Origin of the sequence: Salinivibrio sp. ML198, assembly GCF_001996015.1 — a bacterium.
GTDB lineage: Bacteria > Pseudomonadota > Gammaproteobacteria > Enterobacterales > Vibrionaceae > Salinivibrio > Salinivibrio siamensis.
This window is the reverse complement of sequence record NZ_MUEZ01000021.1, coordinates 1-15,066: the sequence shown is the minus strand read 5'-3', so window position 1 is coordinate 15,066 and position 15,066 is coordinate 1. Positions and strand designations below refer to the sequence as shown.

The window sequence follows — 15,066 nt, the reverse complement described above, 5'->3', positions numbered from 1 at the left end:
TTTCAATAAAGCTACCACCAGATATGGGGTTTATCAATTTTGTAACAAGAGAACTAAGAGATTGATCATTGCTCGCTTTTTACTTCATGTTTCAATCCATGCTGGCGTAGGTGAGTCATGAAAGCTTGAGGTGTTAAAAAGCCGGTAATGCGAGCTGTCGCATGACGCTCTCCATTGGGTAACCAAAAGTCGAGTGTGGGTAGCCCGGCCACGTCTTGGGTGCGCATTAACGCAAAATCATCAGGACGATTTTCACTCAGATCCACTTTAATGCGGTGCATACGGTTGAGCTGCTGAGCCACAGCCGGATCCGTGAAGGTTTTTTGGGCGAATTGTTTACACGGAATGCACCAATCGGCGTAGTAATCAACCAAGGCGACTTGTTGATTAGCCGCGGCGCTGGCGAGCTCTGCATCAAGTGCTTCTTGCGAGTTGACGGTGATAAATGGCGGTGCGGTAGCAGAGGGTGTCGGTGGCACTGTCTCTTGGTGGGTTAGCGCAATATACAGCGCACTGGCACCCAGTGCAGCAATCAATAATCCAGCAGCCAGCGTGAAGCGACGACCCGGTTTCATACTTTTTCCTTTTGCGGCAGATAGGATGAGTATACACACATACCATGACTCGCCTCGAAAAAGGAAATGATGACCTCAAGATGTGCTCACATCGTGAGGCACTGCCACATCAGTGGCAGTGCGTCGCCGACGCTTAGACGCGTTTTTTTGCGCGGCCTTGCACCGCCTTAAAACGTGGATTGGTTTTGCAAATGACGAACATGCGCCCGCGACGCCGAACGACTTGACAGTCAGGATGGCGTTGACGGGCACTTTTTAGTGAATTGACGACTTTCATGCCTGTTCCTTTTTGCGGCGACCGACTTGGCCAAACTTACGCGCAAAGTGGGCAACACGGCCTTCTTTGTTCGTCGCTCGTTGCTTTCCGGTATACACCGGGTGTGATGCGCTTGAGATATCTAGCGGGTAGTAAGGATAGGTTTTGCCATCTTGCCACTCGATGGTACGTGATGTTTGCAAGGTTGAGCCGACAATAAAATAGGCGTCAACGCTGGTGTCATGAAAAACGACAGAACGATATTCGGGGTGGATATTGGCTTTCATAACGACTCCCTATTGTTTGTTATGATATAACATAACACTTACTAAGGAGGATGAAAAGTCCATCAGTGTCTAGGTGAAAGATCTCAATTTCTGAACTTTTTGTTGTCAGTTCGCGAAAAGTGTTACTTTTTCTTACCTGAATCAACATGCGCGTGACTGTACCTGGTTAGGATTTGGCCATGGTGCTGAGCGCGGTTGCTCACATCTCCCACCAAGGATGGTGCTTATCGGTGGTGGTAAGCAGACGGAGGAATCGTCATATCGTATCTACGCCCCAATACGCCATGTGCGTGCCATAAGACAATGAATGCATGTGAACGGGCGTGTGGGGACGTCTATCCAAAGTAGGAGAAAGTTATGTTCTTGGTTGAGTTATTAGTGGTACTCAGCTGCATCTTAATCGGTGCCCGTATCGGCGGCATTGGTTTAGGTGTGATGGGCGGGGTCGGGCTCGCGGTACTCAGTTTTGGTTTCGGTTTGCAACCCACGCATCCACCTATCGACGTGTTGCTGATGATCATGGCGGTGGTCGCCGCTGCAGCAACCATGCAAGCTGCAGGTGGCTTGGATTTTTTAATTAAAATTGCCACCAATATATTACGTAAAAACCCACGTCACATTACCTTTGTTGCCCCTTTAGTGACTTATGTCTTCACCATGATGGCGGGAACCGGACACGTTGCCTATTCGGTCTTACCTGTTATCGCTGAAGTCAGTCGTAAAAGCGGCATTCGTCCGGCTCGCCCTTTGGGTATGGCGGTCATTGCCTCGCAATTTGCGATTGTAGCCAGCCCCATCGCGGCAGCGGTGGTTGCCTGTGTGGCCTTTTTAGAGCCGCAAGGCATTACCCTTACCGATGTGCTGTCGGTCACCATTCCTAGCACCTTTATTGGTCTTGCTTTGGCGTGTGTGATTGTTAATAAGCTGGGTAAAGAGCTTAAAGACGATCCTGAATATCAACGCCGTTTACAAGATCCCGACTTTCGTCGAGAAATGGAAGCGGATTTGGCGGTGGAAGATATCGAAGTCACGCCAGCAGCGAAGAAATCGGTTGGCTTGTTCTTATTTGGTGCTTTAGCGGTCGTCGTCATGGGGGCATTCCCAACCCTGCGACCGGCCTTTGATGGCGAGCCAATGGGAATGGCGCATACCATTGAAATCGTGATGTTGTCAGTCGGTGCACTGATCATTTTGACCTGTAAGCCAGATGGCAATGCGATTAGCCAAGGTTCGGTATTCCATGCGGGGATGCGTGCCATTGTCGCTATCTTTGGTATTGCGTGGCTAGGTGATACCTTGATTGGTGGCCATGGTGAGATGGTGAAAGAGGCGGTGTCTGGCTTGGTAGAAATGGCGCCATGGACATTTGCGTTTGCGCTGTTCGCCTTGTCAGTGATGGTGAACAGTCAAGGTGCGACGACAGCGGTATTGGTGCCGGTGGCGATTACCTTGGGGCTGCCGCCTTCGATGATTATTGCGACCTTTGTAGCGGTGAATGGCTACTTCTTTATTCCTAACTACGGGCCTATCATTGCATCCATCGACTTTGACCGAACCGGCACCACGCGGATAGGTAAGTACATTTTTAATCACAGCTTTATGGCACCAGGCTTGCTGAGTATGGTGTTCAGTATCGCTTGTGGTTTGCTGATTACGCAGGTGCTGTAACGGCGGTTTACGGTATAAAAGAAGGGCGCTTTCAGCGCCCTTTGTTGTCTCTATCGGTCGTCGGTGTCTGTTGTGAGTGACCCACTACGATGACTGACCCACTACGCGTTAAAACGTTTACCGCGATACTTAGGATGCATCAGGTTTTCAACCGAGAAGATCTCGTCCAGCTCCCCCTCGGTCATTAAACCGCGTTCGAGCACCACTTCTTTAACGCTCTTACCTGTTTCAGCACAAATCTTACCGACAATATCGCCCTCGTGGTGGCCGATAAAGGGGTTAAGATAAGTGATGATGCCAATCGAGTTATGCACATAGTGCTCGCACACCGCTTGGTTAACGGTAATCCCGCTCACACATTTTTCACCGAGATTGCGGCAACCATTGGCTAAAATCGAGATAGACTCAAACAGCGCCTGCCCAATGACGGGCTCCATCACGTTAAGCTGGAGCTGACCGGCTTCGGCGGCAAAGGTGATGGTGGTGTCATTCCCCATTACCCGGTAGCAAACCTGGTTAACCACTTCTGGGATCACCGGGTTAACCTTAGCGGGCATGATGGATGAACCGGCCTGCATTTCGGGTAGGTTAATTTCATTGAGCCCCGCACGTGGGCCCGAGGAAAGTAGACGGAGGTCGTTACAAATCTTCGATAGTTTCACTGCCAGGCGTTTTAGCGCACCATGCACCATCACATAGGACCCACAGTCTGACGTGGCTTCAATCAAATCTTCGGCCGGGATACAGGGTAAGCCCGTGATTTCAGCCAGGCGTTTTACCGCCAGTTGTTGATAGCCTTCGGCGGCATTCAACTTAGTACCAATCGCGGTCGCGCCGAGGTTTACCTCTAACAGTAACGCTGCGGTGTATTTGATGTTTTTAATCTCCTCGCGCAGTAGCACTGAGAAGGCTTTGAACTCTTGCCCGACCGTCATCGGCACCGCATCCTGCAGCTGGGTGCGGCCCATTTTGATCACGTGTGCATAGGCTTCGGCCTTGGCGTCGAATTCTTTTTGCAGATAATCAATCGCATCCATTAATTTTAGAATGCTGTTGTAAACGGCAATACGAAAACCGGTGGGGTAGGCACAATTGGTCGATTGGCTCTTATTGACGTGATCGTTGGGATTAATCACATCATAGTCACCTTTTTCGTGCCCCATCAGCTCAAGCGCAAGGTTGGCAATCACCTCATTGGCATTCATGTTGACTGACGTCCCTGCGCCGCCTTGAAAGACGTCCGAGGGGAATTGATCCATGCATTTGCCTGTTTGTAGGATTTGGTCGCAGGCTTTGATGATGTAATCGCCGACATCTGCGGGGATCACGCCGAGCTCTTGGTTTGCCATCGCGGCGGCTTTTTTGGTGTAAACCATGCCGCGTACGAAATCGGGGATATCAGAAATCCGGGTGCCGGAAATAGTAAAGTTTTCGATCGCCCGCAGCGTATGGATGCCGTAGTAGGCATCGGCAGGTACTGCGCGTTGGCCGAGTAAATCTTCTTCTAAACGGGTTGCTGTGGTTAGGGTTGAGGTTTCATTGGGTGTTATAATCGTCTGAGACATGCGTTGGCCTTAACATCAAGTTATTATAATGATTAAAACGTCGCCACAAATTTTGCTGTAGAATCCATTCCTCAGAGATTTTGGCTGGATGTATTATCTGTTACATCCTTTCAGCCGCCATTACAGCATATAATGCGGTGAAAAGGGCTGACCCCGGTCACAGCTGTAGCATGGCGCACAGACAAAATGCGCTTTCTTGCACTTTGATTCAAGGGCTAAATTCGGTTTCGTTGTTCGGCTTTTGGCGGATTTTGATGTTAGGATGAACAGTCCATTTCCAGCGCGAGGTGAATCGTGTTTCCAATCTTATTGCTGCTATTTATTCTGGTCCCAGTGATTGAAATCGGCCTGTTCATTCAGGTTGGTGGTTGGTTGGGATTGTGGCCAACACTGGCGCTGGTTTTGATCACCGCATTCGTCGGCGCCTCTTTGGTACGGAGTCAAGGACTGATGACTCTGGCTTCGGTGCAAGATAGGCTCAACCGCGGTGAGTTACCCGCCCAGCAAATCCTTGAAGGCGTGATGCTGGCCGTCGCCGGTGTGCTGCTGTTAACGCCAGGTTTCATGACCGATGCGATGGGGATGTTGGTGCTTTTGCCTGGGCCGCGAGCCGCGCTCGCCAAACAAGTGATGAAGCGCGTCACTGTGTCTCAAGCGAGCTTTAGCCAAGGTAACTTTCATCAAGGGGGCAATACGCAAGGTCCTTTTGGGGAGGACCCGTTCCGTCGCGGAGGCCGTGGCGAGGATGGCAATACCTTTGAAGGGGAATATGAGCGCAAAGATGGCGACGATGATGACCATCGCCTACGCTAAGTCATGTTGGGGTTAAACCCAGTCGAAAGGCCGCATGAGGATGCGGCCTTTTTCGATCATGGCGTCCGCTTACTCGGTGAGCTCGGGGCGCTGACGGTATTGGTCGAGTGATGCTGGGTTATCCAGCGCACTTAACTGCGCCACGTCTTGGCCATGGACCACATCGCGCACCGCCAACTCGGCCAGTTTCCCTGACTTGGTGCGTGGAATATCGCTCACCTCGGCAATCACGGCGGGAACGTGACGCGGTGTGCACTGGGTGCGGATGGTTTTTTTGATGGCTTGCTTGAGCGACTCATCCAATGTCACGCCGGCGGCGAGTTTGACGAATAGCACCACGCGGACATCATTTTGCCATTGCTGACCAATGACTACCGAATCCATGATCTCGCTAAGCTGATTCACATGGCGATAGATTTCCGCCGTACCAATTCGCACCCCGCCTGGGTTTAATACCGCATCAGACCGACCATAAAACACCATGCCACCTTGTGCGGTCAGGCGCACATAGTCACCATGAAACCAGATATCATCAATCTTGTTCCAATAGGCGTTGTGATAGCGACTACCATCGGTATCGTGCCAAAAGCCAACCGGCTGGTTGGGGAAGCTATTACAACACACCAGCTCCCCTTTCTGCTCTTCAACCGCTTGCCCTTGGGCGTTAAACACTTGTACATCGAGCGCCAAGCCTCGCTTTTGGCTTTCGCCGCGATAAACCGGTGACAGTGGGCTGCCAAGAACAAAACAGCCACAAATGTCGGTGCCGCCCGCAATCGAGCTTAACTGCAGATCGGACTTTATCTTTTGATAGACATAATCAAACTGCTCGGGCGCAAGTACCGAGCCGGTCGAACACAGGACACGTAACGACGCCAGCGAGTAATCATCTTTTGGCGCCACCCCTTGTTTTTCCAATGCCTCTAAGTATTTCGCCGCCGTGCCAAAAAGGGTGAGCTGGTGCCGCTCGGCCAGTCGCCAAAGTACTCCCGCATCCGGATAAAACGGCGAGCCATCATAAAGCACCAAGGTCGCGCCACTTGCTAAAGCGCTGACTTGCCAATTCCACATCATCCAGCCGCAGGTGGTGAAATAGAAAAAGCGATCGCCGGGGCGCACATCCGAATGGAGCTGATGCTCTTTCAAATGATTGAGCAATATCCCCCCCACCGAATGAATAATGCACTTGGGCTTACCCGTGGTGCCGGAAGAGTACAGCACAAAGAGTGGGGCATTGAACGCCACGCGGGTAAAGCGAAGCGGCGGCGCGTCCTTGGCTAATAAGTCTTGCCAGTTATCCACGCCAGCAGGTAAAGAAGGTCGATCACCATCAAAAGGGATCACCACTAGGCGCTCAATGGCCGGTACGTTACCCACCACCTGCTGCGCTTTATTCAGGCAGTCATAAGTTTTGCCGTTGTAGTGGTAGTGATCGGTGGTAAACAGCACTTTGGGCTCGGTTTGGCCAAAACGGTCTAACACACTGTCGACGCCAAAGTCCGGTGAAGTTAAGGTCCAAATCGCGCCTAGTGCCGCGGTGGCAAGCATCGCAATCACGGTTTCCGGTAGGTTGGGTAAATAGCCGGCAACCACATCGCCTGGTTGAACGCCTTGCGTATCTAGGTAGTGACGGATGGCCGCCACCTGATCGACGAGCTCACGCCAAGTGAGGGTGCGTGCTACCTCATGCTCACCGCTAAAAATCATCGCCGGTTGGTCGGCATATTGCTCTGCGTGCTTGAGCAGGTTTTCGGCATAGTTCAGACGTGCGGTGGGAAACCACTGGCTATCCCGATTAGGGTGCTCGGGGTCGATATCGCACACTCTCTCGCCCGGATCGCCGATCACGCCAGCAAATTGCCATAACTGTTGCCAAAAATCGCCGCTTTGGCGTACTGACCATGCATAAAGATCGTCATAGCCACTCAGCTGGGTGTCGTGATCTTGATTCACGGCACGGATAAACGCGGCGAGTAAGGTGTGGGTTTGACGTTCCTTATCCGGCGCCCACAACAATCCGTCTTTCATGTCCTCTCCTTAGCTCTTATCAGGGTGTGCCTGTATAAATGCATCCAGCGCTTGGCATTGTGATTCAATGCGCGTCAGGGTTGGGTAGGCCGTTAAATCAAACGCAAATCGGCGTGCATTAAACAGCTGCGCGACCAAACAAATATCGGCCAAATTGGGCGCTTCGCCGCCAATAAAGGAGCTGTCTAATCCTTGTAATTTGGCTTCCAAACCATCGAACCCTTGTTTTAGCCAATGGTGATACCAAGTGATTTTGTCGTCATCACTGTGGCCAAAGGGGCCGGTTAAGTATTGCAGAACCCGCAAGTTATTGAGTGGATGCACATCACAGGCAATGTCGAGCGCCAGTGAGCGGCACTGGGCTTTTTGCACTGGATCACTGGGGAGCAGTTTGACCTGCGGATAGCGCTCATCGAGGTATTCGATAATAGCCAGTGATTGGCTCAAGGTGACATCGCCATCGACCAAGGTAGGCACTAAACCGGCGGGGTTGAGCGAACGATAGGCGTCGCTTTGCTGGTGTTTATCCAGCAAAGACACGGTTTCTCGTTGGTAGGCGAGGCCTTTAAGGCCAAGGGCGATGCGGACGCGGTAGGCCGCGGTCGACTTACTGTAATCATAAAGCAGCATACAAGCTCCTAGACGGCGTCAACGTCAAGCGCGCCCAGAGACTCTAGGCGCGCATCAAAGTTACTCGGCGATGTAACGGGTTACGGTTTGCTCAATGGCACCGAAAATAGACGCATCTTGGCTGTCGCGCATATCGATGGTGACGCTATCGCCAAAGGTCATAAACGGGGTTTTGGCCTCGCCTTGGTCGATAATTTCCAGCATGCGCTTTTCGGCTAAGCAGCAAGAGCCTTTACTGCGATCGGTGTTGGACACGGTGCCGGAGCCAATAATGGTCCCAGCACTGACATGGCGGCTTTTCGCCACATGCGCGACCAGCTCGGCAAAATCAAAGGTCATATCCACACCCGCGTCGGGCGAACCGAACCATTCGCCGTTGAGGGTGACATGCATCGGTAGGTGGACTTTATGATCGCGCCAGTGATCGCCCAGCTCATCTGGGGTAACCGCCACTGGTGAAAATGCAGAAGCCGGCTTAGATTGGAAAAAGCCGAACCCTTTGGCAAGCTCGCCGGGGATCAGGTTGCGCAGTGAAACGTCGTTGACCAGCATCAGCAGTTTAATGTGTTGGCCCGCTTTGTCAGCACTAAGGTGCATGGGCACATCATCGGTGACGACGGCAAGCTCGGCTTCAAAGTCACAGCCCCACGCATCATCGACCAATTCAATCTCCTCACGTGGGCCGAGAAAGCCATCAGACATGCCTTGATACATCAGTGGATCGGTCCAAAAACTCTCAGGCATTTGTGCGCCGCGTGCTTTGCGCACCAGTTCAACGTGGTTAACGTAGGCGCTACCATCCGCCCACTGATAGGCGCGGGGCAGTGGTGAGTCGCAGACGCTGGGGTCAAAGGCAAAGGACTCACTGACTTGGTTGTCATTGAGCGCGTCGTAGCGCTGAGTCAGTTTGGGCGCCAGTGTCGCCCAATGATCGAGTGCCGCTTGTAGTGTGGGTGCAATATCGTCGGCGTAGACGGCGCGAGTAAGGTCACGAGAGACCAAAATCAATTTGCCATCACGTCCGTGTTTGAGTGAAGCCAGTTTCATTGCTTTCTCCTTCGCTATTCTGCGTCACTTGGCGTGCGCCAAGAGTAAACATAATCGGTCAGTTCGGTGGCTTTCGCCGCGTCGCCCATATCAAGAGGCATGCGGGTATCGATCATCACCGCCACTTCATCGGTCTCTTTTTTCTGATGTTTTTTGCCCGCGGCGAACGCTTTTGGGTGAGGGCCATGTGGGAAGCCACAAGGGTGTAGGGTCACCATGCCGGCATCAATGTTATCGCGGCTGAAAAAGTCACCTTGGTGATAGAAAAGCACTTCATCATAGTCATCGTTATTGTGGTAGAAAGGCACCTTCAGTGCGCCAGGATCCGACTCGATTGGGCGGGGGACAAAGGTGCAAATCACAAAACCTTGCGCGACAAAGGTGGTGTGCGCGGATGGCGGTAAGTGATAACGATGGCTCATCAACGGGCGGATATCTCGCCAGTTGAGTCGGAATACGGTGAGGTTGCCCTTCCAGCCCACCGCATCGAGTGGGTTATAAGGATAAGTGACACGGTTAAGCTGCTGGCGCGATTTGATCATCACCTGCCAGCTTTCGCTGTCGGATTGCTGGGCTTTAAAGCTATCGTCAATGCGCGCATGTTCTAACACCGCGGGGTCAAACACCGCATGTTCGCCGACAATGCCTCGTTCGGCGCTCATGTAGGAGCCATGAGTCGCTTCAATCATCAGCAAAGTGGTGGCGTCATCCGGCACCAGCCGCCAGCTGGTGGCGCGAGGAATGATCAAATAATCGCCTTTGGTGTAGCGCAAGTGGCCATAATCGCAATACAGCGAGCCTTCACCCTGATGGACAAACAAGCAATCGTCACCATCGCTGTTGCGCACTAGATAAGACATGGCGGTATCGGTGCGCCATAAGCGAACCTGAACGTTGGCATTGGATAACAGCACCGGTGCATCCATTGGCGACGTGCCTTGGGTTTCAACTCGGTTGGTGTCAAAAGCATGCGGTCGCAATGGCCCTTCCCACTCGCTCCAGCCCGTCGGGGGGTGGCGGTGATACATATGACTGGCCGGGCCAAAAAAGCCTTCTTTGCCACACTCGCGCTCGTAGGTTCCCTCGGGAAAGTCGCAGTGGGCTTGACGAGAGGCATCTCCTTCACGAATGGGGAATGAAAACCACTTTCGCATAACTCGCTCCTTGTGCTGGGCGGCCGAGCTCACTGGGACCGCCAAATAGTTTCAAAAGAAACAATCTATCCGTTTATACTAGCGATCAGAGACGAGAAAAAGCAACGCACTGTTAACAAATATTTTACCTTGTGTGTTCAGTATTTTTGCCGCTTAAAAACCTTAAGTGTAAACAAAGCACTACCTTTGCATCTTATCGAAGCCTCTCGTAAAGTAGGTTATATGTTTTCACTTGAAACTAATTGATATGACCCTTCCTCATTTAACGCTCGATAGCTTTTTGCCTTATAAGCTGGTTCACACGGCGGAGTTGGTGGCAGATAGTCTTGCGGCACGTTATGAAGCAGAGTTTGGATTATCGCGTCCAGAATGGCGCGTGCTGGCCTCTTTGGGGGCACGGGATGGCGTGATGGCGAAAGATTTAGCCGCAGAAACGCGGCTGGATAAAGTAAAAGTGTCGCGCTTGCTTACCCGTTTAGAGCAGCACCAGCTGGTAGAGCGACGCGCGTGCCAAGGTGATCAGCGCGCCGCGTTAGTCCATTTGACCGACAAAGGACGCACCCATTATCAGACCATTGTTCCCAAAGTACTGGAGTGGGAAAAAGCCATGCTCGAGGGACTCAGTGCCGCGCAGTATCAAGCGCTTTATCAGGCGTTAGACGCTCTGCAGCACCGCGTTCATGAGTTGGCTCAGACGGGCAATGACGCCGCGAGTGTTTGACGGCGCAACACCACAGCATAGAGGTACGCCATAATACCCGCCAGCAGGTTGGCAATCGCGATGCCCGCAAACAAGCCATGGGTGCCGTTGACCATGCCGCCCAGCCACGCACAAGGTACTAAGAAGACAAACAAACGGACGAGGTTGCAGGCGAACGAATGCAGCGAACGCTTCATCGCATTCAGGCCGCCGACCAATAACATCAAGGTGCCTTGTAAGCCGTAACTGGCCGGAACCACCATCAAATAGTGGGCAATTTCTTGTTGCACCCGCACATCGTCACTGAACAAATTCGCAATCAGATCGATAAAAGGCCACAGCGACAAGTACAAGGCAAACTGGAACAAGATGGCAAAGCGCATCGCGCTAAACAGCGCCTGAAAGGCCCGTTGATGGTATTGCGCACCAAAGTTTTGCGACATTAAGGGCGTGAGCGATGACGTCATCGCCATCATCACAATTAATAAAATGGCTTCAATGCGTTGAGCGGCGCCATAGGCGGCAACGCTTTCTGTTCCCTGTGAGGCGAGCATCATCATTAAAATGGCGCCTGCGGCTGGGTTTAAGGCATTGGTCATTCCAGCTGGCATGCCAATTTTGAGGATCTGACGCACGTCAGTCGCTAGCTTGTTCCATTGCGGCGCCATCAGCAGTCGCTCACGGCGGATAAGTATACTCAGTGCGGCTATCAATGCACCGGCCCAACTGACGGCGCTGGCGATGGCCGCCCCTTGAACACCCAGTTCGGGAAACGGTCCCAAGCCAAATATCAGTAAGGGGTCGAGCGCTCCATTAATCAGGCCGGAGACCATCATGATTTTTGCTGGGGTTTTGGTATCGCCCGTGGCGCGGATGGCGGCGTTTCCTGCCATGGGTACCACGAGCAATGGAATAGTGAGATACCAGACCTGCATGTAATCGTGGATTAACGGCAATAAGTTGTCGCTTGCCCCGAGTGCGGAGAACACCGGATTGATGGTAGCGGCCCCTAACCAGCCGACGGCCATTACCATGAATACCGCCAAGATCAAACCGTGACTCGACACCCGCGCGGCATCTTGATGATCGCCCTGGCCGAGTAATCGCGCGACCAAGGCAGCAATACCCACGCCTAATCCGAGCGTGATGGAGTTGACCGCAAAGGTGATGGGAAAGGTGAAGCTCACCGCAGCGAGTGCTTCCGTGCCAAGCAGTGAAATAAAGAAGGTATCCACCACATTGAACATGATGATCGCGAACAGCCCAAATACCATGGGTACGGTCATCTTACGCAATGTGAGGTTGATCGGGGCGGATAGCAGCCCGTGTTTGTCGTTCATAATCGCTTATCACTGGGTTGGGACGGCTTACCCTAGCGGATCCTCACAATTGGAGAAAGTTGCCAGTCTAAAAAAACAAAAAAATTGCTGTAAAACCCTTGGGAAAGAAAAAGGGCGTCCCCACATAGGGAATTACATCAGGAACCGGACGCATGTACGGCCTGTGTGCATACTTACTTCATCAAACGGAACATCATTACTAATTCAGGAGACGACCGATGAACATTCGTCCACTACATGATCGCGTTATCGTTGAGCGCCAAGAAGCTGAGTCTAAATCAGCAGGCGGCATCGTGTTAACTGGTTCTGCTGCAGAAAAGTCTACCCGCGGCAAAGTGCTGGCGGTAGGTAAAGGCCGTATTCTTGAAAACGGCAACGTGCAGCCATTGGACGTTCAAGTGGGTGACACTGTTATCTTCTCTGAAGGCTTTGGCACCAAGACGGAAAAAATCGAGGGTCAAGAAGTTCTGATCTTGTCTGAAAGCGACATCATGGCAATCGTTGAATAATTCATTTCACCTCCAATCAATAAATTAAGAAAGGAATAGAATCATGGCTGCTAAAGACGTTAAATTTAGTGACGACGCGCGTGCGAAAATGCTCGAAGGTGTGAATGTTCTGGCTGATGCCGTAAAAGTCACACTGGGCCCTAAAGGCCGTAACGTAGTACTAGACAAATCATTCGGTGCCCCAACCATCACCAAAGATGGTGTCTCTGTTGCCCGTGAAATTGAACTGGAAGACAAGTTCCAGAACATGGGCGCACAAATGGTGAAAGAGGTGGCGTCGCAGTCAAACGATGCGGCGGGTGACGGTACGACAACTGCAACTGTATTGGCGCAATCTATCGTCAATGAAGGCTTGAAAGCGGTTGCAGCGGGCATGAACCCAATGGATCTTAAGCGTGGTATCGACAAAGCAGTTGTTGCGGCGGTTGAAGAGCTGAAAAACCTATCAGCGCCTTGCACCAGCAACAATGCCATCGAGCAAGTGGGCACGATTTCTGCCAACTCTGACCACACCGTTGGTAAGATCATCGCTCAAGCGATGGAAAAAGTAGGTCGTGATGGCGTGATTACCGTTGAAGAAGGCCAATCACTGCAAGACGAACTGAGCGTCGTAGAAGGCATGCAGTTCGACCGTGGTTACCTGTCTCCTTACTTCATCAATAACCAAGAAGCCGGTAACGTTGAGCTGGATAACCCATTTATCCTGCTGATCGACAAAAAAGTCTCGAACATCCGCGAGCTGCTACCAACCCTTGAAGCGGTTTCTAAAGCGTCTCGTCCACTGCTTATCATTGCAGAAGACCTTGAAGGTGAAGCTCTGGCAACCTTGGTGGTCAACAACATGCGTGGCATCGTTAAAGTTGCGGCTGTAAAAGCACCTGGGTTCGGTGACCGTCGTAAAGCGATGCTACAAGATATCGCAACCTTGACAGCAGGTACTGTGGTTTCTGAAGAAATCGGCATGGACCTAGAGAAAGTGACGCTGGAAGATTTGGGTCAAGCCAAACGTGTCACTGTTACTAAAGACAACACCACCATCGTTGACGGTGTTGGTGAGGAAGCTGCGATTGAAGGGCGTGTTGCGCAGATTCGTCAGCAAATCGAAGAAGCGACGTCTGATTACGACAAAGAGAAACTGCAAGAGCGCGTCGCCAAACTGGCTGGCGGTGTTGCGGTGATCAAAGTCGGTGCAGCGACTGAAGTCGAAATGAAAGAGAAGAAAGACCGTGTTGAAGATGCTCTGCACGCAACACGTGCGGCGGTTGAAGAAGGCGTGGTTGCCGGTGGTGGCGTTGCGCTTATCCGTGCTGCAAGCAAAGTCGGTGATCTGAAAGGTGACAACGAAGAGCAAAACGTCGGTATCCGTGTTGCGCTGCGCGCCATGGAATCACCACTTCGTCAAATCGCGACTAACGCGGGTGATGAAGACTCAGTGGTTGCTAACAAAGTGAAATCTGGCGACAACCACTTTGGCTACAATGCATCAACCGGCGAATACGGTGACATGATTGAGATGGGCATCCTTGACCCAACCAAGGTGACACGTAGTGCGCTACAGTTCGCTGCCTCTGTTGCGGGTCTGATGATCACGACTGAAGCCATGGTTACCGATCTGCCACAAAAAGACGGCGGTGCTGATATGGGCGCGGCTGCTGGTATGGGTGGCATGGGCGGAATGGGCGGCATGATGTAATCGCCTTTCCCTCAGAAATGAAAAACCCAGCTTCGGCTGGGTTTTTTCGTTGTGTGCTGTCTGAATCTATTTTTAATCGTCAGTGTGCTGAGATGGATGAGAATATGTTCATCACGGCCACACCAGAGACAATCAATGCCATTCCGATCACCGCCGGCGTATCCAGCTTTTGGCCAAAGACCAGCCAGCCAATCAAAGCAATCAATGTCACGCCCGCGCCGGCCCATATGGCATAGGCGATGCCTACGGGAATTGCGCGCAAAGTGAGGGCGAGTAGATAAAAAGAGAAACTGTATCCCACCACCACTAATATCGAAGGAACGAGCTTAGAAAAGCCGTCACTGTTTTTGAGTGATGCGGTTGCAATCACCTCTGCCACAATAGCAAACCCTAGAAAAAGCCAATGCTTCATATCGATGACTCCCAAGTGAGAAACAGGTGAGCCATGCTACCAGCCAATTTTTATGATGTATGCCTCATTTTGAGTAGAGAGGAGTGAAAGATACGATCGGGCATGTAAGCCAAGGTGAACACTGGCGGCAAAATATAGGGGGTAAAATAGACAAAAAAACGTGTTTTGTACGAATTTCGTTCAGGTGAGATTTTTTTTAAAAAAAGGGGTTGCGGTAAAAACTGAGATCTCTATACTGCGCTTCCTGTTGACGGGGCAACGAGACGCAAGTCACGAAATGCCGACCACAAAGTCAACACGCTCTTTAACAATTTGACCTATGCAATCTGTGTGGGCACTCGTTGAGAATAGACAAAAAGATTTATTCGATGAACTGAGTGACCAAACGA

General features: G+C 51.7%; 15 protein-coding genes. 5 read left to right on the top strand and 10 right to left on the bottom strand.

Annotated features, from left to right (window positions below):
* Window positions 1–65: 65 nt before the first annotated feature.
* The 3 genes from BZG25_RS13735 to BZG25_RS13725 form a co-directional block, all read right to left on the bottom strand.
* Window positions 66–575, bottom strand: a complete 510-nt coding sequence (locus BZG25_RS13735; RefSeq protein WP_077639286.1) for a thioredoxin fold domain-containing protein — start codon at window positions 573–575, stop codon at window positions 66–68.
* A gap of 133 nt (window positions 576–708) precedes the next feature.
* Window positions 709–852, bottom strand: coding sequence for a type B 50S ribosomal protein L36 (gene ykgO / locus BZG25_RS13730; RefSeq protein WP_077639285.1), 144 nt, complete (start codon window positions 850–852; stop codon window positions 709–711).
* Window positions 849–1,118 (bottom strand): type B 50S ribosomal protein L31, encoded by a 270-nt coding sequence (locus BZG25_RS13725; RefSeq protein WP_046074544.1) that lies wholly within the window; start codon window positions 1,116–1,118, stop codon window positions 849–851. The genes ykgO and BZG25_RS13725 overlap by 4 nt, the downstream gene beginning before the upstream one ends.
* A 357-nt stretch (window positions 1,119–1,475) precedes the next feature.
* Between BZG25_RS13725 and BZG25_RS13720 the strand changes: the two genes are divergently transcribed.
* Window positions 1,476–2,786 carry an anaerobic C4-dicarboxylate transporter family protein gene (locus tag BZG25_RS13720; protein WP_046074545.1) on the top strand — a complete coding sequence of 437 codons (1,311 nt, stop codon included), beginning with the start codon at window positions 1,476–1,478 and terminating at the stop codon, window positions 2,784–2,786.
* 101 nt (window positions 2,787–2,887) lie between these two features.
* Here the strand turns inward: BZG25_RS13720 and aspA are convergent, their stop codons facing one another.
* On the bottom strand, window positions 2,888–4,351 hold the full coding sequence (gene aspA / locus BZG25_RS13715; RefSeq protein ID WP_046074546.1) for an aspartate ammonia-lyase: 1,464 nt from the start codon (window positions 4,349–4,351) through the stop codon (window positions 2,888–2,890).
* Window positions 4,352–4,645: 294 nt separating this feature from the next.
* On the opposite strand from aspA, the gene BZG25_RS13710 reads away from it, so the two are divergent.
* A complete protein-coding gene (locus BZG25_RS13710) occupies window positions 4,646–5,164 on the top strand; it encodes an FxsA family protein (protein WP_046074547.1) in 519 nt (172 codons plus the stop codon).
* A 69-nt stretch (window positions 5,165–5,233) separates the two neighbouring features.
* Here BZG25_RS13710 and BZG25_RS13705 read toward each other — a convergent pair whose 3' ends face one another.
* From BZG25_RS13705 to BZG25_RS13690, 4 genes are read right to left on the bottom strand one after another with little or no spacing between them, the layout of a single operon-like run.
* A complete protein-coding gene (locus BZG25_RS13705; RefSeq protein WP_077639284.1) occupies window positions 5,234–7,192 on the bottom strand; it encodes an acetoacetate--CoA ligase in 1,959 nt (652 codons plus the stop codon).
* Between the two features lie 9 nt (window positions 7,193–7,201).
* Window positions 7,202–7,822: a maleylacetoacetate isomerase gene (gene maiA / locus BZG25_RS13700; RefSeq protein ID WP_077639283.1), complete on the bottom strand. Its 621-nt coding sequence runs from the start codon at window positions 7,820–7,822 to the stop codon at window positions 7,202–7,204.
* Between the two features lie 60 nt (window positions 7,823–7,882).
* Window positions 7,883–8,869 (bottom strand): fumarylacetoacetate hydrolase family protein, encoded by a 987-nt coding sequence (locus tag BZG25_RS13695; RefSeq protein ID WP_077639282.1) that lies wholly within the window; start codon window positions 8,867–8,869, stop codon window positions 7,883–7,885.
* Window positions 8,870–8,883: 14 nt separating this feature from the next.
* Window positions 8,884–10,023 carry a homogentisate 1,2-dioxygenase gene (locus BZG25_RS13690; RefSeq protein ID WP_077639281.1) on the bottom strand — a complete coding sequence of 380 codons (1,140 nt, stop codon included), beginning with the start codon at window positions 10,021–10,023 and terminating at the stop codon, window positions 8,884–8,886.
* Window positions 10,024–10,255: 232 nt separating this feature from the next.
* Between BZG25_RS13690 and BZG25_RS13685 the strand changes: the two genes are divergently transcribed.
* Window positions 10,256–10,744 (top strand): MarR family transcriptional regulator, encoded by a 489-nt coding sequence (locus BZG25_RS13685; RefSeq protein WP_338013103.1) that lies wholly within the window; start codon window positions 10,256–10,258, stop codon window positions 10,742–10,744.
* On the opposite strand, the gene BZG25_RS13680 is transcribed toward BZG25_RS13685, so the two are convergent.
* The gene (locus BZG25_RS13680; protein ID WP_077639279.1) at window positions 10,714–12,063 is read right to left on the bottom strand and encodes an MATE family efflux transporter; all 1,350 of its coding nucleotides are present in this window, start codon (window positions 12,061–12,063) and stop codon (window positions 10,714–10,716) included. The two genes, BZG25_RS13685 and BZG25_RS13680, sit on opposite strands and share 31 nt — an antisense overlap.
* Before the next feature lie 218 nt (window positions 12,064–12,281).
* Here BZG25_RS13680 and BZG25_RS13675 point away from each other — a divergent pair, with 218 nt between their 5' ends.
* The gene (locus BZG25_RS13675; protein ID WP_046074554.1) at window positions 12,282–12,572 is read left to right on the top strand and encodes a co-chaperone GroES; all 291 of its coding nucleotides are present in this window, start codon (window positions 12,282–12,284) and stop codon (window positions 12,570–12,572) included.
* Window positions 12,573–12,615: 43 nt separating this feature from the next.
* The gene (groL, locus tag BZG25_RS13670) at window positions 12,616–14,265 is read left to right on the top strand and encodes a chaperonin GroEL (RefSeq protein ID WP_077639278.1); all 1,650 of its coding nucleotides are present in this window, start codon (window positions 12,616–12,618) and stop codon (window positions 14,263–14,265) included.
* Window positions 14,266–14,344: 79 nt separating this feature from the next.
* Here groL and BZG25_RS13665 read toward each other — a convergent pair whose 3' ends face one another.
* Window positions 14,345–14,677: an SMR family transporter gene (locus BZG25_RS13665; protein WP_077639277.1), complete on the bottom strand. Its 333-nt coding sequence runs from the start codon at window positions 14,675–14,677 to the stop codon at window positions 14,345–14,347.
* Between the last annotated feature and the right edge of the window lie 389 nt (window positions 14,678–15,066).